The sequence below is a fragment of the Ancylobacter moscoviensis genome (assembly GCF_007559435.1).
In the GTDB taxonomy this organism is placed as follows: domain Bacteria; phylum Pseudomonadota; class Alphaproteobacteria; order Rhizobiales; family Xanthobacteraceae; genus Ancylobacter; species Ancylobacter moscoviensis.
In genome coordinates this window covers 409312-433996 of record NZ_VMBP01000001.1, presented here as the reverse complement: position 1 = coordinate 433996, position 24685 = coordinate 409312, and the positions used below count along the sequence as shown (strand labels likewise).

At 67.4% G+C, this 24685-nt stretch carries 18 protein-coding genes; 17 read left to right on the top strand and 1 reads right to left on the bottom strand.

Going from position 1 to position 24685, the window contains the following annotated elements:
- Positions 1-158: 158 nt before the first annotated feature.
- From FO470_RS01930 to FO470_RS01890, 9 genes are all read left to right on the top strand, one after another.
- The gene (locus tag FO470_RS01930; RefSeq protein WP_144341238.1) at positions 159-1334 is read left to right on the top strand and encodes an ABC transporter substrate-binding protein; all 1176 of its coding nucleotides are present in this window, start codon (positions 159-161) and stop codon (positions 1332-1334) included.
- 36 nt (positions 1335-1370) lie between these two features.
- Positions 1371-2243, top strand: coding sequence for an ABC transporter permease (locus tag FO470_RS01925; RefSeq protein WP_144341237.1), 873 nt, complete (start codon positions 1371-1373; stop codon positions 2241-2243).
- A 31-nt stretch (positions 2244-2274) separates the two neighbouring features.
- Entirely contained in the window at positions 2275-3069 is a 795-nt protein-coding gene (locus tag FO470_RS01920) for an ABC transporter permease (protein ID WP_144341236.1), read from the top strand.
- Complete coding sequence (locus FO470_RS01915) at positions 3066-4160, top strand: ABC transporter ATP-binding protein (protein ID WP_144341235.1); 1095 nt, start codon at positions 3066-3068, stop codon at positions 4158-4160. The genes FO470_RS01920 and FO470_RS01915 overlap by 4 nt, the downstream gene beginning before the upstream one ends.
- A 263-nt stretch (positions 4161-4423) precedes the next feature.
- Positions 4424-5530: an LLM class flavin-dependent oxidoreductase gene (locus FO470_RS01910; RefSeq protein ID WP_144341234.1), complete on the top strand. Its 1107-nt coding sequence runs from the start codon at positions 4424-4426 to the stop codon at positions 5528-5530.
- A gap of 78 nt (positions 5531-5608) precedes the next feature.
- Positions 5609-5971: a RidA family protein gene (locus FO470_RS01905; protein WP_144341233.1), complete on the top strand. Its 363-nt coding sequence runs from the start codon at positions 5609-5611 to the stop codon at positions 5969-5971.
- Positions 5972-6044: 73 nt separating this feature from the next.
- The gene (locus tag FO470_RS01900; RefSeq protein ID WP_144341232.1) at positions 6045-7469 is read left to right on the top strand and encodes an FAD-dependent oxidoreductase; all 1425 of its coding nucleotides are present in this window, start codon (positions 6045-6047) and stop codon (positions 7467-7469) included.
- A 10-nt stretch (positions 7470-7479) separates the two neighbouring features.
- The gene (locus FO470_RS01895) at positions 7480-9072 is read left to right on the top strand and encodes a GMC family oxidoreductase (RefSeq protein ID WP_144341231.1); all 1593 of its coding nucleotides are present in this window, start codon (positions 7480-7482) and stop codon (positions 9070-9072) included.
- Positions 9073-9081: 9 nt separating this feature from the next.
- A complete protein-coding gene (locus FO470_RS01890) occupies positions 9082-10338 on the top strand; it encodes an NAD(P)/FAD-dependent oxidoreductase (protein WP_144341230.1) in 1257 nt (418 codons plus the stop codon).
- A 3-nt stretch (positions 10339-10341) separates the two neighbouring features.
- On the opposite strand, the gene FO470_RS01885 is transcribed toward FO470_RS01890, so the two are convergent.
- Positions 10342-12255: a sigma-54-dependent Fis family transcriptional regulator gene (locus tag FO470_RS01885; RefSeq protein WP_186291802.1), complete on the bottom strand. Its 1914-nt coding sequence runs from the start codon at positions 12253-12255 to the stop codon at positions 10342-10344.
- Between the two features lie 567 nt (positions 12256-12822).
- Here FO470_RS01885 and FO470_RS01880 point away from each other — a divergent pair.
- The 8 genes from FO470_RS01880 to FO470_RS01845 all read left to right on the top strand — a co-directional run bounded on the left by FO470_RS01880 (position 12823) and on the right by FO470_RS01845 (position 24682).
- The gene (locus FO470_RS01880) at positions 12823-14406 is read left to right on the top strand and encodes a GMC family oxidoreductase (protein WP_144341228.1); all 1584 of its coding nucleotides are present in this window, start codon (positions 12823-12825) and stop codon (positions 14404-14406) included.
- A gap of 3 nt (positions 14407-14409) precedes the next feature.
- Positions 14410-15684 carry an NAD(P)/FAD-dependent oxidoreductase gene (locus FO470_RS01875; RefSeq protein ID WP_144341227.1) on the top strand — a complete coding sequence of 425 codons (1275 nt, stop codon included), beginning with the start codon at positions 14410-14412 and terminating at the stop codon, positions 15682-15684.
- A 181-nt stretch (positions 15685-15865) separates the two neighbouring features.
- The gene (locus tag FO470_RS01870; protein ID WP_144341226.1) at positions 15866-16975 is read left to right on the top strand and encodes an LLM class flavin-dependent oxidoreductase; all 1110 of its coding nucleotides are present in this window, start codon (positions 15866-15868) and stop codon (positions 16973-16975) included.
- A 17-nt stretch (positions 16976-16992) separates the two neighbouring features.
- Positions 16993-18261: a D-arabinono-1,4-lactone oxidase gene (locus FO470_RS01865; RefSeq protein WP_144341225.1), complete on the top strand. Its 1269-nt coding sequence runs from the start codon at positions 16993-16995 to the stop codon at positions 18259-18261.
- Positions 18262-18387: 126 nt separating this feature from the next.
- Positions 18388-20421 carry a sigma-54-dependent Fis family transcriptional regulator gene (locus FO470_RS01860; protein ID WP_144341224.1) on the top strand — a complete coding sequence of 678 codons (2034 nt, stop codon included), beginning with the start codon at positions 18388-18390 and terminating at the stop codon, positions 20419-20421.
- 311 nt (positions 20422-20732) lie between these two features.
- Positions 20733-21836 carry an ABC transporter substrate-binding protein gene (locus FO470_RS01855; RefSeq protein ID WP_144341223.1) on the top strand — a complete coding sequence of 368 codons (1104 nt, stop codon included), beginning with the start codon at positions 20733-20735 and terminating at the stop codon, positions 21834-21836.
- 40 nt (positions 21837-21876) lie between these two features.
- A complete protein-coding gene (locus FO470_RS01850; protein ID WP_144341222.1) occupies positions 21877-22956 on the top strand; it encodes an ABC transporter ATP-binding protein in 1080 nt (359 codons plus the stop codon).
- Positions 22949-24682 carry an ABC transporter permease subunit gene (locus FO470_RS01845; RefSeq protein ID WP_144341221.1) on the top strand — a complete coding sequence of 578 codons (1734 nt, stop codon included), beginning with the start codon at positions 22949-22951 and terminating at the stop codon, positions 24680-24682. Before FO470_RS01850 ends, FO470_RS01845 begins: the two co-directional genes overlap by 8 nt.
- Positions 24683-24685 lie beyond the last annotated feature (3 nt).

Here is a 24685-nt window from a genome sequence, read left to right as displayed (position 1 = left end):
CCTGCGACAGCAATCTCAAACCCAGTCGCGGTAAAATACTAAGGCATTGATACAGAAAGATAATCTTGTTCACGCAAGTGCTGGCATGCCTCTTGCTGACCCCTCCGGCGGAAGTCGCGGCTCCGACATCAAGCACGTTCAAAAATCAGGGGAACAGCATGGTCGATACGCCTAAAGGGCGCCCGTTCGGGCGCGCCAACCTACTTCGCAACGACGTCCTGTCCCGTCGCGATTTCCTGGGCACGTCGCTCGCGCTCGGCGCGGGGGTGGCGGCCGGCGCCACGCTGGGCGCCTGGCCCGGCCCGGCCCACGCGGCCGTGGGCGGCGACCTCAAGATCATGGCCTGGGAAGGCTTCACCCTCGACAACGAGCTCAAAGCCTGGCGCGAGGCCAACAAGGTCCAGGTCGACGCGGCCATCATCAGCACGCAGGACGACGTCCACGCCAAGCTGATCGGCTCCAACCCGGTGAGGCTCGATCTCGCCGAATATTCGCAGGGCTTCGAGCGCTTCTATGTCGACGAGCTGAAGATCGTGAAGCCGCTCGACATCGCCCGCCTGCCGAACTTCACCGCCGCGAACATCTATCCCGAGTTCTACGAGGCGCCGACCTGGTACTGGGACAAGACCCATTTCGCGCTGCCGTGGATCTGGGGTCTCAACGCCCTCGTCTACAACCCGGCCATGACCAAGCCGATCACCACCTACAAGGACCTGCTGGCGCCGGAACTGAAGGGCAAGGTGACCTTCTGCGACGACACCATCGCCACCTGGCCGATGATCGCGCGCCTCGCCGGCTTCGGGCCGAAATTCCCGAACCTCACCAAGGAAGAGATGAAGACCGCCTTCGAGGGCCTCGGGCCCTACCGCGACCAGTGCCGCGTGTTCGGCTCGTCGAATGGCGACGTCATCTCGCTCTTCGCCTCCGGCGAAATCGCGGCCTGCTTCTCGGTGTGGAGCGGCACGCCGGTGGAGACCGCCAAGCGCGGCGTGAAGACCGTCTATGCCGTGCCGGCCGAAGGCGCGGTGATGTGGTGCGACGCCTGGTTCATGCCGATCAGCGCGCAGAACATCGACACCGCCTATGCCTTCATGAACGAGGCGGTGGCGGCCAAGGCGCAGGCGGAGGTCGCCAAGGCGGTCACCGGCGGCGCGGTCAACAAGCATGCCCCGGCGCTGATGGACGCCGATACGAGGGCGCTGTTCGACTACGGCAACCTGCCCGAGGTGTTCCGCAAGTCGCCGCTGCAGGGCCAGCCGCCCCGCACCTCCGACACCTACGCCACCTATGACGAGTGGACCCAGGCCTGGACCGATTTCAAGTCCTCGTTCTGAGCCGCCGCACCGCCGCCTACGGAGATCGTGTTGGGAATGATGAAGGGTCGTCGTCGCGAGGCAATGGGGTTGGCGCTGGTCGCCCCCTCGTTCCTCTTCCTCCTGGTGTTCTTCATCGTTCCCGCCGTGCTTCTCTTCGTCTGCAGCTTCTGGATGGCGCAGGCGTTCAAGCTCATCCCGGCGTTCACCTTCGACAATTACAGCCGGGCGCTCTCCGCGTCCGGCTTCTACCTGCTCACCTGGAACGCGCTGAAGAACGGCCTGTGCACCGCGGTGCTGACGGTCGGGCTCAGCTTTCCGGCGGCCTATTTCATCGTCTACCGCACGCGCGGGAACCTGCTGTTCTATCTGATCCTCGTCTCGTGGTTCTCGAGCTATCTCGTGCGCATCTATGCGTGGCGGGTGATCCTGGGCTCCAACGGGCTCATCAACACGACGCTGATGCAGCTCGGCCTGATCAGCCAGCCGCTGGAGGTGCTGCTGTTCAGCCCCTTCGCGACCATACTGACGCTGACCCACATCATGCTGCCCTTTGCGCTGCTGCTGCTGGTCTCGGCGCTGCGCGACGTGAAGAAGGAATATGTCGAGGCCGCGCGCGATCTCGGCGCCAGCAATACCGAGGTGCTGACCAGGGTCATCCTGCCCATGTGCTACAAGGGGCTGGTCGGCGCCTTCATGTTCACCTTCGTCATCTCGGCCGGCGACTTCGTCACGCCCCAACTGCTCGGCGGGCGCGACGGGATGACCACGGGCATCCTCATCGCCAACCAGTTCCGCACCGCCGGCAACTGGCCCTTCGGGGCGGCGATGGCGTTCCTGCTGCTGGCCGCCTTCCTCATCGTCTATCTCGGCTTCGTGCGGCTGCTCGATCTTCTGCGGCTCGCGCCCGGCCGCCGGTTCCACGATTGAGACGCGCCGTCTCGCCGCACACGGAGGTCTCATGCTGAGGATCTATGTCTGGCTCTATGTGGCGTTCCTCTACGCGCCCATCGCCATCATCACGCTGTTCAGCTTCCACAGCTCGCCGGCGCTCACCTTTCCCTTCGAGGGGGTGAGCCTGCGCTGGTACGCCAAGATCTTCTCCGACGCGACCTTCATGGCCTCACTGTGGAATAGCGTGATCGTGGGGGCCTCCACCGCGCTGGTGACGACCATTCTCGGCTCGCTCACGGCGCTTGGCCTGGCGCGGCTGAAGGGGCGGATACAGACCCTGTTCGGCCTGCTGGCCTTCGGGCCGGTGGCGCTGCCGGGGCTGTTCCTCGGCATCGCGCTGGTGATGCTGTTCTCGCAGATCGGGCTGCAGCGCTCGCTGGTGACGATCATCATCGCCCATGTGCTGTTCACCCTGCCCTTCTTCATCGAGGCGGTGCGCTCGCGCATCGAGTATTTCGACCTTTCGCTGGAAGAGGCGGCGCGCGATCTCGGAGCGACGCCGTTGCAGACCTTCCGGCTGGTCACGCTGCCGATCATCGGCCCGACCATCGGCGGCGCGGCGATCCTGTCCTTCGCGCTGTCCTTCGACGAATTCATCATCACCGTCTTCGTCAGCGGCAACGACACCACCCTGCCGCTGACCATCTGGTCGATGATGCGCCGCGCCGTCAGCCCGGACATCAACGCCGCATCCGTCATCTCCCTCGGCCTGTCGATCGGCCTGATCCTGATCGGGGGCCTTCTCGTCTGGTACCAGCGCCGGCTGGCCCTGAGCGCACGCGCCAAGGACATGGAAGCATGAGCACGCCGAACATCGTCGAACTGTATGGAGTCACGAAGGCCTTCGGCGCGCTGACCGTCCTGCACGACATCGATCTCACCATCCAGCAGGGCGAGATCCTGACGCTGCTGGGCCCGTCGGGCTGTGGCAAGACCACGCTGATGCGCATCATCGCCGGCTTCGAGGCGACGACGCACGGACGGGTCACCATCCAGGGCGCCGACGTCTCCTACCTGCCGCCGGACAAGCGGCCGGTGAACATGGTGTTCCAGCGCTACGCGCTGTTTCCCCATCTCGACGTGTTCGACAACGTCGCCTTCGGCCTGCGTCTCAAGAAATGGCCGAAGGAGCGCATCCGCGAGGCGGTGCAGCACATGCTGCACCTCGTCCAGCTCGGCGAATACGGCAATCGCTGGATTCACGAGCTCTCGGGCGGGCAGGCCCAGCGCGTCGCGTTGGCGCGGGCGCTGGTCAATTCGCCCTCGGTGCTCCTGCTCGACGAGCCGCTGGCTGCGCTCGATCTCAAGATCCGCCACCACATGCTGGCCGAGCTGAAGCGCATCCACCAGGAAACCGGCACCACCTTCATCTACGTGACGCACGATCAGGACGAGGCGACCATCCTCTCCGACCGCATCGTGCTGATGAACAAGGGTCGGATCGAGCAGATCGGCACGCCGGAAGAGATGTACGCGCATCCGCGCTCGCTGTTCTGCGCGCGCTTCCTCGGTGAGACGAACATTCTCACCGGCGCGGTGCGGGCCGCGGAGACCGACACGACCTATGTCGATGTCGGTCCCGGCACGGTCAAGGTACCGGCCAATGGCGCGGCCGTCGCTATCGGGCAGAACGTCTCGCTCGCCATCCGGCCCGAGGCGCTCCAGGTCAGCCGGCTGGCGCCGGGCGGCGCGGGCGGGGACGGGGTGAACGCGCTCGACGGGGTGGTCGAGGACGTCGTCTTCATGGGAAGTCGCGTCGTCTACTCGATCCGCACCTCGGTCGAGACGATCAAGTATCAGGAAACCCGCTCGGTCGACGGCATCATGCTGGCCAAGGGCGAGCCGGTGCGCGCCTCCTGGCGGCCGGATGCGGCGGTGCTGCTGACCCATTGACCTTTCCGGTCCGGCGGTCTCAGCGCCGCGAAACGTCTCACCGATGGGACGTCTCACGCGCCGCCGGCTCAGGTTCGGGCTCCGACCGAAAGATCATTGATTTATCGACGTTTTTTTCGCTGGCACGCCGATTGCGCAAGAAAACCCGCGGCTCCTGTCGAGCCGCAGGGCACCGCCGGCGAGACATCCCGCGGCGGCCATTGGTGAAACAGCAGCGATGCCGCCCGGTCTTCAAGGATGGCGGGTCGCGCAGGGAGAGGCAGATGGATCTCGGGCTTTTCATGCAACCGCTTCACAACCCCGAGCGGAGCATCACCGACATGCTGGACGAGGACCGCCAGGCCGCGATCCTCGCCGACAAGCTCGGCTATTCCGAGGTGTGGGTCGGCGAGCATTATTCGTCCAGCATCGAACCCATCGTGAACCCGCTCCAGTTCTTTGCCTCGCTGATCGACGCGACCAAGAACATCAAGTTCGCGACCGGCGTACTGGCGCTGCCGCAGCATCATCCGGCCAACATTGCCGGCGACGCGGCGCAGTTCGACCACCTGAGCAAGGGCCGCCTGATCATGGGCATCGGCCCCGGCGGTCTCGCCAGCGACTTCGAGCTGTTCGGCATCGAGGACAAGAACCGCGCCGAGATGCTGGTCGATTCCATCGACATCATTCACAAGATCTGGGCCTCGGACCCGCCCTACAACATCAAGGGCAAGTACTGGCACATCAAGATCGAGGATTCGGTGATACCGAAGCTCGGCTTCGGGCCGATGGCGAAGCCCTACCAGAAGCCGTACCCGGAAGTCGCGATCTCGGCGATGACGCCCAATTCCGGCAGCGCCCGTCAGGCTGGCCTGCATGGCTGGGGCTTCGCTTCGGCGAACTTCATCCAGGAGTGCTGGGTGAAGTCGCACTGGGAGCAGTACGTGATCGGTGCCGAGAAGGCGGGCCGCAAGCCCGACCGCAAGAAGTGGCGCGTGGCGCGCTCGGTCTTCGTGGCCGACAGCGATGCCGAGGCGGCGGAGTACCTCGCCAGCGAGGGCAATTCCCACGCCTGGTACTATGACTTCGTGCTCGATGACATGCGCACCTACAACATCCTGCCCGTGCTGAAGCACGACCCGTCGATGGCCGACGAGGATGTGACGCTGAAATACTGCATGGACACGATGATCATTTCCGGCTCGCCGGCGACCGTGCTCGACAAGCTGGTGGCGCTCGTCGACTACCTCGGCGGTCCCTTCGGCACCCTGCTCCAGACCTTCAAGGAATGGGACGACCCCGCGGTGCAGCAGAAGTCCATGCGCCTGCTGGCGCAGGAGGTGATGCCGAAGCTCCGCGACTATTGCAGCTCCAGGATCGCCGCCGAGTAAGGCTCTCCGCGCTCCCGCGCCGACCGCGCGGGAGCGCGCCTTTGCGACCGGGCATATGCCCAACAACGTGGTGAAGACATGCAGTCTCAAAACTCCATCCAGCGCTTCGATTCCAACGGCCGGCTCTCGCGGGTCGTCGTGCACAACGGCATGGTCTACATGTCCGGCGTCACCGCCAAGGTGAAGACGCCGGACGTCGCGGCCCAGACCGCGGACGTGCTGGCCCAGATCGACGCTCATCTCGCACAGGTCGGCAGCGACAAGAGCCGCCTGCTGCGCGTCAACATCTGGCTGCACGACATGGCGCATTTCGAGGCCATGAACCGGGTGTGGGACGCATGGGTGGAGGCCGGCAATGAGCCGGCGCGCGCGACCGTCGAGTCCCGGCTTGCCGGCGCCGGCGCCAACCTCGTCGAGATGATGGCGATGGCCGTCCTGTGAGCATCGCCGTCGAAGCCGTCCGGAGTATCGATGCCTCGGGCGTCGGCGCTCCGGCGGTGTCGGGAACCGGATCATGAGCGTGACATCCGCCGCCGGGGCCACATCGTGGTGGCTGTCCGAGGCACTCGCCAGCGAGGGGTCTGCCCGCCCAGCCCCACCCCTCGCTGGCGATGTGCGCACCGACGTCGCCATCGTCGGCGGCGGCTTCACCGGCCTCTGGACCGCGCTCGCTTTGCGCAGCCGCCGGCCGGACATCCGCGTGACCGTGATCGAGCGGGACGTCTGCGGTGCCGGAGCCAGCGGCAAGAACGCCGGCAAGGTTCACGGCTACTGGACCACCCTGCCGCGCCTCGCGCGCCTCCTCGGGGCGGATGCGGCGTGGGACATGGCGCGCCTCGGTTCGCGGGCACAGGACGCGATCCGTGCCTTCATCTCCACCTGCGGGCGCGATGTCTGGTGGCGCGAGGGCGGCGGCCTCAAGGTCTCGACCGCTCCGGCGCAGGACGCGGTGATCGATGCCGGCGCCCAAGCGATGGTCGAGCTCGATGCCGGCCGTTTCGCCCGTCCCCTCACGCGCGCGGAAGTCGGCGACATCTGCGCCTCGCCGGTCTTCCGCAAGGGGCTGTATTTCCCGGAGGAGGCGACGGTCCATCCCGGCCGTCTCGCCCGCGCCCTGCGCGCGGCCGTGCTCGACGCGGAGATCGGCCTCCACGAGGGCACGCCCATGCTCAAGCTCGCGGAAGCCGGCGGGGCATGCCGCATCACCACGCCGGGCGGTTCCATCACCGCCGATGCCGTGGTGCTGGCGACCAATGCCGGGCAGATCGCCCATGGGGATATCGGGCCCCGTTTCATGGCCTTTTCCAGCTACGCCATGATGAGCCAGCCGATGTCGGACAGGCTTGCCGCCGCCGGCTGGACCTCGCCGACCAGCATCGTCGATGCGCGCTCGTTCCTGCATTATTCCCGTCGCACACCGGACGGGCGCCTGCTGATGGGAACCGGCTCCGGCCCCATCGCCTATGGCGCGCGTGTCGAGAGCGCGGCGATGACGCGGGACGCGGCTTCTTTCGCGCGTTCCGAGCGCGGCGTCGGGCGGCTCTTCCCCATGCTGGCGGGCGCCGCCGTGGCCTCCCGCTGGGGAGGAGCGATCGATGTGTCCTCCGACCGTTTCCCGTTCGCTGGCACGCTCGGCGGAGGCCGCATCGCCTATGGCCTCGGCTTCTCCGGCCATGGCGTCAATCCGAGCTGGATCATCGGCCAGTGCCTCGCCTCGCTGGCGCTGGGGCAACGGGACGAGTGGACGCGCTCACCCTTTTGCCGGCGGGAACTGCCGGCCCTGCCGCCTGAGCCGGCGCGCTATCTGGGCGGCTGCGCCATCCGCCGCGCCATCCTTGCCTGCGAGGACGCCGAGGAGGAGGGACGGCGCGCGCCGGCCCTTGCCCGCGCCGTCGCTGCGCTGCCGCGGCTTTTCAATCTTACCATCGGAACGCGTTGACGGAGCCAAGATGACCATCAGGACATGCGACTACATCGTCGTCGGAGGTGGTTCGGCAGGGTGCACCATCGCCTCGCGCCTGTCGGAGGACCCGGATTCGTCGGTGCTGCTGTTCGAGTCCGGCCCGTCTGACCGCAGCCCGTTCATCCATATGCCGGTGACCTATTACAAGACGCAGCGCATGCTCCGCCGGATCCAGCTCGAGCCCCTGCGGCACCAGTTCAACATGGCGCCGGACACCGGCCAGGCGCGTGTTCTGGGCGGCGGCAGCTCGGTCAACGCGATGGTCTATATCCGTGGCTGCCCGCAGGATTATGACCGCTGGGAGGAGTCGGGCGCCGAGGGCTGGTCCTATCGCGACGTGCTGCCCTACTTCAGGAAGGCGGAAGCGAATGAGAGCCTGTCGGGTGAAGCGCACGGCACGGAAGGCCCGCTCTCGGTCTCCGACCAGCGCTTCACCAGCCCGCTGACCAAGGAATGGCTGAAGGCCTGCCAGGAGGCGGGGCTGCCCTACAATCCCGACTTCAACTCCGGCACGCAGGCCGGCTGCGGCCTCTATCAGGTGACGATGCGCGACGGCAGGCGTTGCAGTGCCGCGGTGGCCTATCTCAAGCCGGCACGCAGCCGGAAGAATCTCACCGTTCTCACCGGCAAGCCGGTGCTGCGCATCCTGATCGAAAACGGTCGCGCGGTCGGCGTGGAATATCGCGACGGCCGCGAGCGCAGGATCGTGCGGGCCGAGCGCGAGGTGGTGATCAGTGCCGGTGCCATCGGCTCGCCGCGTCTGCTGCTGCTCTCCGGTGTCGGCCCGGCGGACGATCTGCGCGGCGTCGGCGTCGAGGTGAAGCATGATCTGCGCGGCGTCGGCCAGAACCTGCAGGACCATACCGACTGCTTCCTGATCTACGATCTCAATGGCCCCTACAGCTACGACAAGTACAAGAAGCTGCGCTGGCAGGCGGTCGCGGGGCTGGAATATGCGCTGTTCCGCACCGGGCCTGTGGCGTCCAATGTCTGCGAGGGCGGTGCCTTCTGGTGGGGGGACGCCTCCGATCCGCTACCGGACCTTCAGTACCACTTCCTTGCCGGGGCCGGCGTCGAGGTCGGGGTCGACGGCACGCCGAGCGGCAATGGCTGCACGCTCAACGTCTATGGCTGCCGTCCGCGCTCGCGCGGCTATGTCAGCCTGCGCTCGGCCGACCCTTCGGTGCCGCTCAAGATCGAAGCGAACTACCTCGCCGACCAGCGCGATGTCGACGTGCTCATCGAAGGCGTGAAGAAGGGCGAGGAAATCATGTCACGTCCCTCCATCGCCAAGTACATCGCTGCTTCCCACAAGCCGTCGAGGCCGCTGAAGACGCGGGCTGACTACGACGAATATGTCCGGCGCGAAACGCAGGGTGCGCTGCATCTGTCCGGCGCGTGCAAGATGGGTACGGACGATATGGCGGTGGTCGATCCGCAACTGCGGGTGCGGGGCGTCGACGGCCTGCGCGTCGCGGATTCGTCGGTCATGCCTTACGTCGTCTCCGGCAATCTCAACGGGCCGACCATCATGATCGGCGAGCGTGCGGCGGACTTCATTCGCGGCAACCGGGGCTGAGGGCGCGCTATGGCCAATCTTTGCGAAGCGGACATCGTGGTTGTCGGTGCCGGCATCATCGGCCTGTCGGCCGCGCTACTGCTCCAGCGCGCCGGCCGTTCCGTCACCGTGGTCGATCCGCTGCCGCCGGGCACCGCCACCTCCTACGGGAATGCCGGCCTGCTCAGCGCCGGCACCAACAATCCGGTCGCGCTGCCCGGTTTCTGGCGCAATGTGCCCGGATGGCTCACCAATCCGGAGGGACCGCTGGCGCTACGCTATCGCTACCTGCCGACCGCCGCGCCGTGGCTCGCCCGGTGGATCCTTGCCAGCCGCACCTCGACCGTGCATGCCGCTTCGGATGCGCTGCGGGCGCTGCATCGGGATACGATGGACGGCTATCGCGAGATGCTTGGCCCGGCGCTCTTCGCCGAGCTCATCCGCACCGAGGGCAGCGTCAATGTGTTCTACGACGGCAGGCCGAGCCGCAATGAGGGTTTCATCCGCCATCTCATCGACCGGCACGGCATCGTGGTGGAGAATCTCGATCACGCCGCGCTCAAGGAGATGTTTCCCGGCATCGGCCCCATCGCGCAGCGTGGTCTGTACTTCCCGCACAATGGCTGGACGGTGAATCCCGGTCGACTGACGCAAGTGATTAGCCGGCTTTTTATCGAGGCGGGCGGGCGCGTTCTCGCCCAGAAGGTCCTGTCGGTACGGCCGACCGAGAGCGGCTTCGAGTTGTTCGGCAATCTCGGCGACTGGCGCGCCCGTACGGTGATCCTCGCCGCCGGTGCCTGGACGGGCCGGCTGCTGCATCCGCTCGGCGTGAGGCTGCCGCTGGAGACCGAGCGCGGCTATCACCTGATGCTGGAGGGCGCCAATATCAGCCCCAAGCTGCCGCTGCTGCTGCGCGACGGCGGCATGGCGATCACGCCGATGGAGGAAGGGCTGCGCCTTGCCGGCACGGTGGAGATCGCCGGTCTCGACGCGCCGCCGGACGAGAAGCGGGCTCGCCAGCTCATGGACCGGGCGCGGCTGGTCTTCCCGGGGCTACAGGCGATCTCGTACCGCAAATGGCTGGGCTTCCGCCCCTCGCTGCCCGACAGCGTGGCGGCGATCGGTCCCGTACCTCGTGTCCCCGGGCTATACGTGGCGACCGGTCACGGCCATACCGGCATGGTGGGCGCGAGCACCACGGCGCGGCTCATCCGCGATCTCGTGACCGGCACGCCGCCGGTGATCGATCCGGCGCCCTACAGCCTCGCGCGGTTCAATCGCGGCTAGCGATCAGCCGCGGCGCGTGATGCCGTGCGCCTTGAGGCGGCGGTAGAGCGTGGCGCGGCTCATGCCGAGATTGCGCGCGGCGGCGGCAATGTCGCCCCGGCAGGCCTCGATATTGTCGAGGATGGCCGCACGCTCAGCTTCGTCGACCCGCGCGCGCATGCCGGCCGGCCGGCGCTCGCCCGCGTCGGTCAATGGCGCGGCGGCGAGCGGTGCCTCCACTGGCATCACCGAGGGGGCCAGCAGGAGATCGTGCGACTCGATCATCTTGCCTTCGGCCAGCGAGGTGGCGCGACTGACGACGAGATAGAGCTCGCGCAGGTTTCCCGGCCAGCAATGCTGCAGGAGGATGCGCCGCGCGGCGGGCGAGACGCGGATGCCGAGCCTGCCGGCCGTGCGCGCGATGCAGTCGTCGATCACCGCCTCCTTGTCCGCGCGCTCGCGCAGGGAGGGGACGTTGATGACGACGCCGGCGAGCCGGTAGTAGAGGTCGGCACGGAAGGCGCCCTGCGCGATGCGCTGCTCCAGCTTCTGGTTGGTGGCGGCGATGACCTGCACGTCGACGCGCTGGATCTTACCGGAGCCGAGCGGGGCGACTTCGCCGGATTCGAGCACGCGCAGCAGCCGCGTCTGCAGATGGAGCGGCATGTCGCCGATCTCGTCGAGGAACAGCGTGCCTCCATGGGCCTGCACGAAGCGCCCGGCCGAGCCCTCCTTGCGCGCCCCGGTGAAGGCACCGCCGGCATAGCCGAAAAGCTCGCTCTCGATCAGCGTCTCGGGCATCGCCGCGCAGTTGAGCGCGACGAAGGGCTGCGCGGCGCGCGGTGATTCCGTGTGATAGGCGCGCGCCAGCGTGTCCTTGCCGACGCCGGTCTCCCCCAGCACCAGGATCGGCAGGCCGGTACGGCTGAGCCGGCGCAGTATGTCGACATTGCGCTTCAGGCGTGGCTCGGTGCCGGCCCACTGGTCGAGCGTGACCGGTGCCGCTTCCGCGGCTTCCGGTGCCGGCGCGGGGGTGGGCCGGGTGCGCGGTGTCGTGGGGGCGGGCTCGCGCAGCGGCCCGTAGGCGTAGCCGCGCAGGGGCGAGCCGTCGAGGCGGATCAGTTCCAGCGGCAGCGAAGGGCCGGAGCGGTCCTTGATCGCGGAAGGATCGCGCGCGAACAGGCGCCAGAGCGAGAAGGGCGAGAAGTCGGTCTTCGGCAGGCTGAGAAGCTGGCGTGCCGCGGCGTCCGCCCCGACCACCGCATGATCAGCATCGACCGCCAGAAGGCAGGGTTGCCCGTCCGGCTTCCACAGCTTGAGGACGGTGCGGTTTGCATAGGTGCGCCGGAAGATCGCCTCGGACAGGCGCTCGGCGGATTTGCGCACCACCTCCAGCGCGATGGCGTGCGTCTCGCGCTGGAGCTTCGGGTTGCGCACGGTGATGTTGAGCGCCGCCCAGAGCGCGCCGTCCGGCGCGAAGAGCGGCATCGCCGCGCAGGACATCTCGATGAAGTCTTCGAAGAAGTGCTCGTCCTGATAGACCGAGGTCACGGTCGCGTCGCGAAGGCAGGTGCCCACGCCATTGGTGCCCGCATGGCGCTCGCTCCATACTGAGCCGGGGCGCTCGGTGTCGGAATAGTAGCGCGAGGAGCGGTCGGCGCGTTCGGCGACGGTCACGCCCTCGGCGTTGGTCAGCGTCACGCAGTATCCGATGCGCCCGACGATGGAATAGAGGAAGTCGATCTCCTCATAGGCGAAGATCAGCTTGTCCTCGAGCGCCTCGCGCGCAACGTTGATTTCCCGGTGCCCGACCAGCGGAAGCGCGCCGCAGCGTCCCGGCTCCAGCCCGTACTCCTCGACGCAGCGCGACCAGGAGCGATAGGGGAAATCCTGTCCGACCGGAACCAGTCCCGGCGCGGTACGGAGAGTGGTCAGCACCCTTTGACCGTGATCCATCATAGCGCTCGATCCCGCTCTGCATGCGGAGCTCGGGAAGCTGTCAGCGCGAAGCGCCTCAACGCCGGCTCACATCCAAATGCCGCACTGTGAGCACGCAAGGCTCTGGCAAATAAAACGAATCGTCCCGGGCGAATTCTTCGGCGCCCTTGAATTGATCCATGATGCGGCACGCCCATTTTTTTGGCAAGCCGTATTGTGACGGGGCCGTGTCGGCCGTCCGTCGACGGAAAGCGGCTTTCACGCCCGCGCCGGGGAGAGGCGGATTGTACGTCCTGCGCGCAAAAGTGGAAGCCCTGCCGGACGTCCCACGATCTCCCGCGTTGCCCGATACCGCGAGCGCGGCGGCCGCGCGCCTGCGGCCGCGTTGCGAAGGTTTCGCGGATCGACGGGCCGCGACGAGGGCGATTCTCGCTACTGAGAATAGAATGTCTCATAAGTGAGAAATAATGGGCCATGCACTTCTAACTATACTTCACATCATTGGTGACATATTAAAAGATATTCGCGCAATGGGCGCCGTGTCGCTTCGGGTGCAGTGTAGATCCCATGGAATTCGATTACATCGTTGTCGGCTCCGGGTCCGGTGGCAGTAGCGTTGCCGGGCGACTCGCGGAAGACGGGGGCTCCCGCGTCCTCGTGCTGGAAGCCGGCGGCTCGGATCGACGGTTGCCGGTGCTGATGCCGGCGGCGACCTATCTCTACGCCATCGGCAATCCCCGCTTCGACTGGCGGCTGACCTCGGCGCCCGATCCCTCGCGCGGCGGGCGCACCGACTACATGCCGCGCGGCAAGGTGCTCGGCGGCTCGTCCTCCATCAACGGCATGCTCTATGTGCGCGGCCAGCCGGAGGATTTCGACGACTGGGCGGCGAATGGCTGCGCCGGCTGGGATTTCGAGAGCGTGCGCCCCTATTTCCGCCGCGCCGAGGACAATGAGAACGGAGCCGATGCCGATCACGGTGTCGGGGGGCCGCTCGGGGTGCAGAACCTGCGCACCTCGCACCCGCTGTCGGAGGCCTTTCTGCGCGCCGGCGTCGAGGCGGGCCTCGAGGCGACGCCCGATCTCAACCGCCCGCCGCAGGGCGGTATCGGCTATGTGCAGGCGACGCAGCGGGGCGGCTGGCGGTGCAGCTCGGCGCGGGCCTATCTCTGGCGCAAGCGTCCCAATCTCACCGTGCTGACACAGGCGCAGGTCCGGCGCGTGCTGTTCGAGGGCCGCCGGGCCATCGGCGTCGAGTTCGAGCGGCAGGGCCGGCTCGTCGTGGCGCGGGCGGGCAAGGGCGTGGTGCTCGCGGCCGGGGCCTTCGGCTCGCCGCAGATCCTCATGCTCTCCGGCGTCGGGCCGCAGGCGCATCTGCGCGAGCAGGGCATCGAGGTGGTGCACGACCTGCCGGGCGTGGGCGAGAACTTCCACGATCATCCCGGCACCAGCCATATCGTCTGGGTGGACCAGCCCACCTACAATGTGCAGCACACGCTGTTCCACGCCATGCTCTATGGGGCGCTCTGGCTCTTCGCCGGGCGCGGGCCGGGGACGACGCCGGACGCGCATGTGCTGGCCTTCACCCGCTCGCGTCCCGAACTGGTGCGCTGCGATCTCCAGTATCACTTCACGCCGGTCGGCTACGACCTCACCGATACCGGGCCGATCCTGTTCGACAAGCCGGCGGTGACGGCGCTGAACAACATTCACCGCCCCCATTCGCGCGGCCATGTGCGGCTGGCCTCGCGCGATCCTTCCGCGGCCCCGGCCATCCAGCCGAACCTCCTGGGCGACGCGCGCGACCTCGACACGCTGATCGCCGGCGCGAAGAGGCTGCGCGCCATCTTCGAGGCGCCGCCGATGGCGCGCCATGTCCTCGGCGAGTTCAAGCCGGGCAAGGAGGTGCAGAGCGATGACGAGTGGGCCGCCTATGTCCGCGAGACCTCCATCGGCATCTACCACCCCGCCGGCACCTGCAAGATGGGCAGCGATCCCATGGCGGTGGTCGACGAGAGGCTGAAGGTGCGCGGCCTGTCGAATCTCTACGTCGCCGACGCCTCGATCATGCCGGTCATCGTCAGCGGCAATCTCAATGCGAACTGCATCATGATCGGCGAGCGCTGCGCCGACTTCCTCAAGGCGGCCTGAACCATGGTTACTTCCGGCAAGGCAGACAAGAAGCGCACCGTCGCCGTCATCGGCGGCGGCGCGGTGGGCGTCGCGACCGCAAGCTTCCTGCTGCGCGATGGGCACGACGTGGTGCTGATCGAGCGCGGCGGCATCGGCGAGGGAGCCTCCTTCGGCAATGCCGGCGTCTTCGCGCCCTCCTCGGTGGTGCCCATGTCGATGCCGGGCACGCTGGCCAAGGTTCCCGGCTACCTGCTCGACCCGCTCGGGCCGCTGTCGATCCGCTGGAGCTACCTGCCGACGCTGGCGCCGTGGCTTGTCCGCTTCGTGCGGGCGGGGACGCAGGCCGGCGTGCGCGCGCAGGCCCGCGCCCTCACGCCGCTGCTGCACGATTCCTACGGCGCCTGGCTGCCGCTGGTGCGCAATGCCGGCGACGAGGCGCTGATCCGCCGCGACGGCTTCCTCGCCGTCTATCGCAGCCAGGCCGATTTCGAGGGCGACGCGCTCGGCTACCGGCTCCGCCGCGACAACGACATCGCCTTCGAGGTGCTGCGCGAGGACGAGCTGTGGCAGTTCGAGCCCAGCGTCTCGCACGACTACACGATCGGCGTGCTGTTCCCGCAGGCGGGCAACACGGTGAACCCGAACCGGCTGGTGCGCACGGTCGCCGAACAGTTCCAGCGCGATGGCGGGCGCATCGTGGCCGCGCAGGCGCGCGGCTTCGCCCGCCAGGGAACGACGCTCACGGGGGTCGAGACCGACGCCGGCCTCATTCCCGCCGATGCCGCCGTGGTGGCGGCCGGCGCCCATTCGCGCCCGCTCGCCGCCGGGCTGGGCGACAGCATCCCGCTCGACACCGAACGCGGCTACCACGTGCTGATCGCCGATCCCGAGACGTTGCCTCGCCGGCCCATCCTCGACGCCAGCGCCAAATTCGTCTCGACGCCGATGGAGACCGGGCTGCGCATGGCCGGCACGGTCGAGTTCGCCGGGCTCGAGGCGCCGCCGAACTGGACGCGGGCCGACTACCTGCTCACCCTCGGCCGGCGGCTGTTTCCCGGCCTCGCGCCGGACTACCCGCAGGAGCGCGTGTCGCGCTGGATGGGATTCCGGCCGAGCATGCCGGATTCGCTGCCGGTGATCGGCCGCGCCAGCGCCAGCCCGGACGTGGTGTACGCCTTCGGGCATGGCCATGTCGGCCTTGCCTCGGCCGCGCGCACCGGCATGACGGTCGCCGATCTCCTTGCCGGCCGGCCGCCGGCCTTCGACATCACGCCCTTCGCGCCGACGCGGTTCTGATCTCGCGCGCCGGCCCTTTCGCATCGGCGCGGCCGGTTTCTCCGGGATGAGACACGGCCGGCCGGCGGATGCGAGGGAGAGAGGATTTATCCAGTTAAATCAATGATGTGAGGGAGTGGCACGAGCCTTGCCGACATGGTGCTGCCGGCGTGACGCCGGTCGCAGTCAAGGGAGTCCGGTCGTGCTGCTTTCCTTCTTCATGATGCCGCTTCATTCGGTCAATCGACACTATCCGACCGCGCTGGCCGAGGACGTCGAGGCCTTCAAGCTGGCCGACGAGCTCGGCTTCGAGGAAGCGTGGATCGGTGAGCACTACTCCGCCGATATCGAACAGATTTCCTCGCCGCTGATGTTCCTGGCGCACATGGCGCCGCAGACCAAGCGCATCAAGCTCGGCACCGGCGTGCTGCCGCTCCCGCTCTATCACCCGGTGATGGCGGCCTCGCACATCGCCCTGCTCGACCACCTCGCCCCCGGGCGCCTGCTGCTCGGCATCGGCACCGGCGGCCTCGGCTCGGACTTCGAGGTGTTCGGCATGGAGCAGGCCGACCGCACGGCCATGATGCTCGACTCCATCGAGATCATGAAGAAGATCTGGGCCTCCGACCCGCCCTACGACATCCCCGGCAAGTTCTGGGACGTGAAGCTCTCCAGGAACTACTGGCCGGACCTTGGCGTCGGCATCCTGCCCAAGACGCTGACCCGTCCGCATCCCCCGCTCGCCGTCTCGGTGTCGAGCCCCTACTCCGGCTCGATGCGCGTCGCCGCCCGCAACGACTTCATGCCGATCTCGGCCAATTTCGTCGCCTCCTGGGTGGTGAAGACCCATTGGGAGACCTATTGCGACGAGCTCGCCAAGCTCGGCAAGACGCCGGACGGCTCGAAGTGGCGCGTCGCCCGCTCCATCCATGTGGCGGATACCGACGAGGAGGCCGAGCGCCTCGTGAAGACCGCTGGCGGCGCCTATGACTGGTACTACGACTACATGTACCGGGTGTATGAGCGCATGGGCGCCGGCGCCCTGCTCGCTCCGTTCCGCGACACCGACCCGGCCACCATCACCCACCAGATGGTGCGCGACAATTTCGTGATCTACGGCAGCCCGGAGACGGTCGCCCGCAAGATCCTCGCGCTGCGCGAGGAGGTCGGTCCGTTCGGCACGCTGATGATGACCTCGCACGAATGGGTGGACAAGCCGGCCATGCGCCGCTCGATGGAGCTGCTTGCCAAGCGCGTCATGCCCGCCGTCAATGCGGCCCTGGGCGAAAACGTGCCGGCGATGGCGGTCTGAGCGGGCGGAGGAAGAAGATGTTGAGCGTCGACAAGACGGGCGTGCTGCAGCCCGGCAAACTCTGGTGGAACTGGTTCGGAGAGCAGTATTTCGTGCCGCGCTACACCGCGCGGCCGACTTCCGAGGAGGAGGTGTGCGCCATCGTGCGCGAGGCGCGCAAGCTCGGCCTGCCGATCCGTGCCAGCGGGGCCGGCCATTCCAACCCCGCCATCGTGCCGACGCCCGGCATCCACATCGACTTCGACGACTTCAACCAGGTCGTCGCCGTCGACAGGGAGAAGCTGCAGGTCACGGTGCGGCCGGGCATGCGCATCAGCGCGCTGACCAAGTTCCTGCGCGAGCAGGGCATGTCGCTCAACAACCAGGGCGATATCGACCGGCAGGCGGTCATCGGCGCGCTGATGACCGGCACACACGGCGCCGGCAAGAAGCTGCCCTGTCTCTCGGCGCAGCTCATCGGCGCGCGCATCGTCACGGCGGAGGGCGAATTGCGCGACCTCTCGCCGGCCGACGGCGAGCTGTTCAAGGCGTTCCGCACCTCGATCGGCATGTTCGGGCTGGTGGTCTCGCTGACCCTCCAGGCGGTGCCGTCCTACAATATCTACAAGCGCTCGTGGAACACCGACACCGAGGACTGCCTCGGCCATCTGCACGAATTGCTCGACGCCAACCGGACCTTCTGGTTCTTCTGGCTGCCGCGCAAGGAATCGGCCGATCTCTACGAGCTGCCGGGCGGTGTGGTGCCCTCGAAGGCGACGCGCGACTTCGACATCTGCCACATGCGCACCTACAACGCGGTGCCGGTGGCGGAACCTGCGCCGGAGCTGGGGCCGGGGGAGGAGTTCGACCACTCCTCCATCATCTACCCCAACGACTACATCCCGAATTTCCGCGAGATCGAATACGCCGTGCCCTTCGGCCGCTTCGAGGAGTGCTTCGCGGACGTGCGGCACATGTTCCAGACGAAGTATCCCGACGCGGTCTATCCCGTGGAATGCCGGGCGGTGAAGGGCGACGACACCTATCTCTCCGCCTATTCCGAGCGGGACGGCTACGCTCTTTCCATCTCCGGTCCGCTGGAAGAATGGACCTGGGGCATGCTGCGCGACGCCGATGCGATCCTCGACCGCTACGACGCGCGCCCGCACTGGGGCAAGCACCACTTCATGACCCCGGAGCGGCTGGAGCGGATCTATCCGAAATACGATGCCTTCAAGCGCCTGCGCCGGGAGATGGACCCCGACGGGGTCTTCCTCAACGATCATCTGCGCATGCTCTTCGCATGAGGAACGGGCCGGCACTGCCGGCCCGTTTTCGTTTGCGGGGGACGGCCGAGCGGGAGGGAATTCGGGTTGACGACCAAGATTTGTGCTGCGCAGAATTTAAGCGGGGGGTCGGAACCGGAGTTCGCGATGCTGGACCTGCGCAGTCACGTTTCCCGGATCGTTTCGAGCGCGAACCAGCTGGCCCTGCCCCCGGGCGCCGCCGCCGAGGGCAAATTCCGCGCGCTCCGCGCCGCCGACACCATGGCCGCCTCCTGGCGGCGCTGCATGGAAGGCTACCGCTTCGATCCCGGCGCCAAGTTCCGCATCGAATCAGTGAGCGAGGCCGAGCTGAAGCTGCAGCGCGAGGCCAATGACGAGCTGATCCATTTCGCCCGGCCGGAGATCGACGCCATGTTCGGCGCCGTCTCGCTTTCGGGATTCAGCATCAGCCTCGGCAATATCGACGGCTACATCATCAGCGAGCGCGCCAACTACAATCCCGAATTCTACAGCGAGGTGGAGCGGGCGGGCACCGCCTGGGCGGAGCCGTCCGCCGGCACCAACGCCATCGGCACCTGCCTGGTGGAGCGCCAGCCGGTCGGCGTCTACACCAACGACCACTTCTTCTACGAGTTCTCGGCGCTGTCCTGCGCCAGCGCGCCGCTGTTCAGCCCCGACGACGAGCTGCTCGGCGCCATCAATATCTCGATCCGCAATCCCGAGCTCCAGCGCGAGACGCTGAAGGTGGTGCTCGGCCTCACCTCGGGCCTCGCCGACCGCATCGGCGAGCGGATGTTCCGCAAGGCCTTCCGTCGCAACTACATTCTCAAATTCGCGACCGGCCCGGTGGATCACGGGCTCATCGCCTTCGACGGCGATTTCCAGCTCGTCGGTCTCAACCACGCGGCGCGCGAGATGCTGCGCGACCGGGTGCAGCTCGCCCGCGTGCGCAGCCTCTGGGCGGTGTTCGAGCGCGACCATCGCCTGATCGACCTCGCCCGCCTCGGCGGCGCCGAGCTCACCCTGCATCTGCAGAAGGGCGGCGATGCCATCACCGTCTCGCTGAGCGGGCCGATGGAGGTGCCGTCCGCCGGCGCCCGCCCGGCGGCGTCGGCCGATCCGGCGCCGCGCATGCGTCCCGCCCCGGCGCCGGCACGTCCTTCGGCCCGCGTGCTGACGCTGGACGACTGCGCCGGCAGCGACCCGCGCATGACGACCAATGTCCGCTTCGTGCGCCGCGTGCTGGGCGGTTCGCTGCCGATCCTGCTGCTCGGCGAGACCGGCGTCGGCAAGGACGCCTTTGCCCGCGCCGTCCATGAGGAAAGCCCGCGCCGGGCCGCGCCCTTCGTCGCCTTCAACTGCGCCTCGGTGCCGGACACGCTGATCGACAGCGAGCTGTTCGGCTATGGCAGCGGCGCCTTCACCGGGGCGCGCCGCGAGGGCAGCCCGGGCCGGCTGGTGGAAGCCGACGGCGGCACGCTGTTTCTCGACGAGATCGGCGACATGCCGATCAGCCAGCAGACGCGTTTGCTGCATGTGCTGGAATCCGGCGAGGTCACGCCGCTCGGTTCCGGCAAGCCGCGCCGCATCGACGTGCAGGTGATCGCCGCGACCAACCAGAACCTGGAGGCGCAGATCGCGCGCGGCCTGTTCCGGCAGGACCTCTATTATCGCCTCGCCGGCGCGGTGATCGACATTCCCGCGCTGCGGGAAAGGGCCGACCGGCGCGAGCTGATCGAGGCGGTTTTCGCGAGCCTCGCCGAGGGGCGCCGTCTTACCCTCGCGCCGGATGCGCTGGCGCTGCTGATGAACCATGACTGGCCCGGCAATGTGCGCGAGCTGCGCCACGTGCTGAACCGCGCCGTGCATGTGTGCGAGGGGGGCGTGCTGACGGCGCGCGACGTCGCCATCCGCCCCGGCGCCCGCATGGCTGCCGCCGTCGCGCCGGGCCCGTTCGCGGCGGCCCCGATCTCACCCATGCCCTTTGCCGGGGCGGAGGCGTGCGGATCGGAGATCGAGGCGGCCGGCAGCGCCCGGCACGCCATCGCGGCGGCCGAGCGCGAGGCGATCGTCGCCACGCTGGCGCGCTGCGGGGGTAATGTGAAGGCGGCCGCCGCCGCGCTCCAGCTCAGCCGCGCCACGCTCTATCGCAAGCTCCAGCGCTACCAGATCGTCCATTGAGACGCCGGCGCGACTGGCGGCGGGCTGTCGCGCATCTGCGACACCCGCCGGCTCATTCATGCAACTTCCCCGCCTTTGTGTCCGGGTGTCTCATCCCGCCTCATGAGCGAGATCATGTCTCGACGGTGATCAAGTATATCGGTAGTCAAATGCTGAATTATAATTAAAAGTACATTATTTGTTATTTTAACAACACGTCGATTGACGACACGATGATGTGATCTCACCTTGCCGAAATTGCACCGGCGCAGATGGCACGATAGTTGCCGAACCACGTGTCGGCCAAAAAGGCCCGAACACAGGGGATAAAAATGACCTTCCAAAGCGGGAACCGGGCGCCGTCGCGCCGCAGTGTCATGAAGGGCATGGGCCTTGCGGCAGCGGCTCTGGCCGCGCCGGGCGTGCTGCGCCGCGCCCATGCCCAGGAGCCCATCGTGCTCCTCACCTGGGAGACCTACCACGACCCGGCCTGGTGCAAGGAGTGGAGCGAGGCCAATGGCGTCGAGGTCAAGCCGGTGGTCATCGGCTCGGTGGACGAGCTGTTCTCGCAGCCCTTCTCCGGCGCCGTGCAGCCGGACGTGATGTATATCGAGACCGGCTCGCTGCCGCGCTTCAAGGAAGCCGGCCTCATCGGGCCCTTCGACACCGCCAAGGTGCCGAACATCTCCAACATCACGCCCAAGCTCGACTGGAAGAAATACACCAATGTCGGCGGCGAGATCGTCGGCGTGCCCTACAACTGGGGCACCCAGCCGCTGATGTACAACGCCGATCTCATCACGTCGCCGGACAGCTGGGCGGCGCTGTGGGACGAGAAGTACCGCGGCAAGGTCAATATCTTCGACGACTGCACGATCGTGTTCCCGATGATCGCGCTCCATGTCGGCGCCAAGGATCCCTTCAACCTGACGGATGCCGACTTCGAGGCCTGCGAGAAGGCTCTGCGCGCGCTGCGCCAGCAGGTGCGCACCATCGCCCGCGGCTTCGACGACGCGGTGACGATCTACGCCGCCGGCGACGCGGTCATCGGCTACTGCCAGAACATCGCCGTCGTGACCTCGCTGCAGGACAAGGGCAAGAACTTCAACTATGCGCTGCCGAAGGAAGGCACCCCGACCTGGATCGACTGCGCCGGCGTTTCCAAGAAGGGCAACCGCGACATCGTCTACAAGTTCATCAACGACAACCTCTCCACCAAGTGGCAGGCCCGCTTCATCGAGGCCTCGACCAATAACGGCGTGCTCGACCTCGCCGAAGCCAAGGCGGGCGGCGTGAGCGAGAAGACGCTCCAGCGCACCAACATCCCGGATTCGCAGGCCGGCGACTTCTGGGAAAAGCTCGTGATCCTGCAGAAGCCGGAAGATTTCGAACGCCGGCTGCAGATCTGGAACGACTTCAAGGCCGGCACGCTCTGACGAGCGTGCCCACCCTGACGCGCATATCGGAGCACGAGTGATGGCAAAGTCTTCGCAGGCGATCCTGACCGTCGCGGGGGTCGACAAGACCTATGACGGGGCGACCCGACCGGCCCTCGACCGGATTTCCTTCTCGGTCGAGCCCGGGGAGTTCTTCTCCATCCTCGGCCCCAGCGGCTCGGGCAAGACCACCTTGCTGCGGATGATCGCCGGCTTCGAGCAGCCGGATGTCGGCCGCATCCTGATGGACGGCGAGGACATCACCCATGTCCCGCCGTTCCGCCGCGACGTGCGCACCGTCTTCCAGAGCTACGCGCTGTTCCCCCATATGAGCGTGCTGGAGAACGTGGCCTATCCGCTGCGCATGGCCGGCGCGCGCAAGGCCGAGCGCCTCGCCAAGGCGCGCGAATGCCTCGATCTGGTGAGCATGGGCGACTTCGCCGCCCGCCTGCCGCATCAGCTTTCCGGCGGCCAGCGCCAGCGCGTGGCGCTGGCGCGCGCCATCGTCTGCCGGCCGCGCATCCTGCTGCTCGACGAGCCGCTCGGGGCGCTGGACCTGCGGCTGCGCCAGCAGATGCAGCACATGCTGGTCTCGCTCCAGCGCGAGCTCGGCATCGCCTTCGTCTATGTGACCCACGACCAGGGCGAGGCGCTGTCCATGTCGGATCGCGTGGCGGTGATGAGCGAAGGGCGCATCGCCCAGCTCGGCACGCCGCGCGAGATCTATTTCGACCCGTCCTCGGAATTCGTCGCCCAGTTCGTCGGGCGCTCCAACCTGCTGCCCATCGACTGCGTGTCGGGCGAGGGCGGCTGCACCGCGGTGCTGGACGGCCAGCCGCTCTCCGGCGTCGCGACGCCGCGGCCGGGTCCGGCGCGGATGGCGATCCGCTTCGAATGCGTGCGCCTCGCCGCCGCCGACCAGCCGGCCAACGGCGCCTGCAGCGTGGCGGGCACGGTCGAGGACGTGCTGTTCCTCGGCAACGCGCTGGAGGTGAACGTGCGCTGCGGCGGGCTGAACATCATCGCCGCGGTTCCATCCGCCGGGGGCGAGGGCTATGCGCCCGGCCGGCAGGTGCGTGTCCTGTTCGACGCCAGCAACGCGACGGTGTTCCATGGCTGACATCGCCTCCGATATCCCCATGTCCGCCGCCCGTCCGCTCCGTTTCCGCAGCTTCAGCATCCTCGGCTGGCCGGTCTATGCCTGGTTCATCGCCCTGGTGCTGGTGCCCAATCTGCTGCTGATCGGCGCCAGCTTCCTGCGCACCTCCAACGGGCTGATCGTCTTCGATCCGACGGTGGCCAGCTATGTGCGGCTGTGGAAGTCTTCAAGCTTCCAGTTCCTGCTGCTGAAGACGCTCGCCACCAGCTTCGGCGCCGCCGCCATCGGCTGCCTGATCGCCTATCCCATGGCCTATTACGCGGCGCGGGTGGTGCAGAGGAACCGTTCCATCCTGGTGCTGCTGGTGATCATCCCGCTGTGGATCAGCCTGCTGATGCGCGTCTTCGCCTGGCGCATGATCCTCGGCCAGAACGGCATTCTGAACTCGTTCCTGGTCGGCAGCGGCGTCCTCGATCAGCCGAGCGAGGCGTTCCTCTACACCGGCTTCTCGGTGCTGCTGACCTACACCTACATCTCGATTCCCTTCTGCTTCGTAGCCATCTTCACGGCGCTGGAGAAGATCCCGCATTCGCTGATCGAGGCGTCGCAGGACAGCGGCGCTTCCGCCTGGCAGACTTTCCGGCACGTCGTGTGGCCGCTGTCGCGGCCGAGCGTCGCCATCGGCTTCTCGCTCGCCTTCCTGATGACGGTGGGCGACTACATCACGCCCTCCATGGTCGGGGGCATCGACGGCACGATGATCGGCATGGTCATCGCCTCGCAGTTCGGCATCGCCAACAACTGGCCCTACGGGTCGGCCATCGCCGTCTGCCTGATGCTGAGCGTCGGCGTGGTGCTCGCCCTCGTCATGTGGGCCGGGCAGACGAAGGGCGTGCTGATGGGCGACGAGGGGGCGCGGCCCGCCGTCTCGCGCGCCCGGCTCAGCCCCGGCCGGCGAGTGTTGCGCAGCCTCGCCGCCGCCGCCTTCACCCTGCCTTACCTGTTCCTCTACGCGCCGCTCGCCATCATGGTGCTGATGTCGTTCAACGATTCCTCCGTGCAGGCCTTTCCCCTGCAGGGCGCGACGCTGCGCTGGTACGCCGAGCTGGCGGAGAACGCGTCGATGCTGGAAGCGGTGCGGCGCAGCCTCGTCGTCGGCTTCACCGTGGTCCTCGTCTCGACCGTCGCGGCGACCGGCTTCGCCTTCGCGATCCATTACGGGCGGGTGCGGCAGGCGCGCTTCTTCGAGTTCGCGCTGGCCCTCCCGGTCGCCATCCCCGGCGTCGTGCTCGGCATCGTCATGGTGCTGGCGACGCAGCTGGTACAGGTGCCGTCCGGCATCTTCCGCACGGTGATCGGCCAGTCGAGCTTCGTCATGCCGGTGATCCTGATGATCATCCTCGCCCGGCTGCGACGGCTCGACGGGGCGCTGCTGGAAGCCTCGATGGATGCCGGCGCCAATCATTGGCAGAGCTTCGTCCACGTGCTGTTCCCCTCGATACGGGGGGCGATCATCGGCGGCGCGCTGCTCGGCTTCACCCTGTCGGCGGACGACGTGATGGTGACGCTGTTCCTCTCCGGCACGGCACCGACCCTGCCGATCTGGGTGTGGAACCAGATGCGCTTCGGCTTCACCCCGTCGGTGAACGCCATCTTCACGCTGGTCGGGGTGGGCTCGCTGCTGGCGATCCTGGTCTGCAACCGGCTGGTGTTCCGCGGAACGTCGGGCGCGGCGGGCTCGTCCTGAGCC

What these genes read in the sequence shown, in the direction of transcription:
- FO470_RS01930 (WP_144341238.1), top strand. Translation starts at nt 159, where the DNA reads ATGGTCGATACGCCTAAAGGGCGCCCGTTCGGGCGCGCCAACCTACTT.
- FO470_RS01925 (WP_144341237.1), top strand. Translation starts at nt 1,371, where the DNA reads ATGATGAAGGGTCGTCGTCGCGAGGCAATGGGGTTGGCGCTGGTCGCC.
- FO470_RS01920 (WP_144341236.1), top strand. Translation starts at nt 2,275, where the DNA reads ATGCTGAGGATCTATGTCTGGCTCTATGTGGCGTTCCTCTACGCGCCC.
- FO470_RS01915 (WP_144341235.1), top strand. Translation starts at nt 3,066, where the DNA reads ATGAGCACGCCGAACATCGTCGAACTGTATGGAGTCACGAAGGCCTTC.
- FO470_RS01910 (WP_144341234.1), top strand. Translation starts at nt 4,424, where the DNA reads ATGGATCTCGGGCTTTTCATGCAACCGCTTCACAACCCCGAGCGGAGC.
- FO470_RS01905 (WP_144341233.1), top strand. Translation starts at nt 5,609, where the DNA reads ATGCAGTCTCAAAACTCCATCCAGCGCTTCGATTCCAACGGCCGGCTC.
- FO470_RS01900 (WP_144341232.1), top strand. Translation starts at nt 6,045, where the DNA reads ATGAGCGTGACATCCGCCGCCGGGGCCACATCGTGGTGGCTGTCCGAG.
- FO470_RS01895 (WP_144341231.1), top strand. Translation starts at nt 7,480, where the DNA reads ATGACCATCAGGACATGCGACTACATCGTCGTCGGAGGTGGTTCGGCA.
- FO470_RS01890 (WP_144341230.1), top strand. Translation starts at nt 9,082, where the DNA reads ATGGCCAATCTTTGCGAAGCGGACATCGTGGTTGTCGGTGCCGGCATC.
- FO470_RS01880 (WP_144341228.1), top strand. Translation starts at nt 12,823, where the DNA reads ATGGAATTCGATTACATCGTTGTCGGCTCCGGGTCCGGTGGCAGTAGC.
- FO470_RS01875 (WP_144341227.1), top strand. Translation starts at nt 14,410, where the DNA reads ATGGTTACTTCCGGCAAGGCAGACAAGAAGCGCACCGTCGCCGTCATC.
- FO470_RS01865 (WP_144341225.1), top strand. Translation starts at nt 16,993, where the DNA reads ATGTTGAGCGTCGACAAGACGGGCGTGCTGCAGCCCGGCAAACTCTGG.
- FO470_RS01860 (WP_144341224.1), top strand. Translation starts at nt 18,388, where the DNA reads ATGCTGGACCTGCGCAGTCACGTTTCCCGGATCGTTTCGAGCGCGAAC.
- FO470_RS01855 (WP_144341223.1), top strand. Translation starts at nt 20,733, where the DNA reads ATGACCTTCCAAAGCGGGAACCGGGCGCCGTCGCGCCGCAGTGTCATG.
- FO470_RS01850 (WP_144341222.1), top strand. Translation starts at nt 21,877, where the DNA reads ATGGCAAAGTCTTCGCAGGCGATCCTGACCGTCGCGGGGGTCGACAAG.
- FO470_RS01845 (WP_144341221.1), top strand. Translation starts at nt 22,949, where the DNA reads ATGGCTGACATCGCCTCCGATATCCCCATGTCCGCCGCCCGTCCGCTC.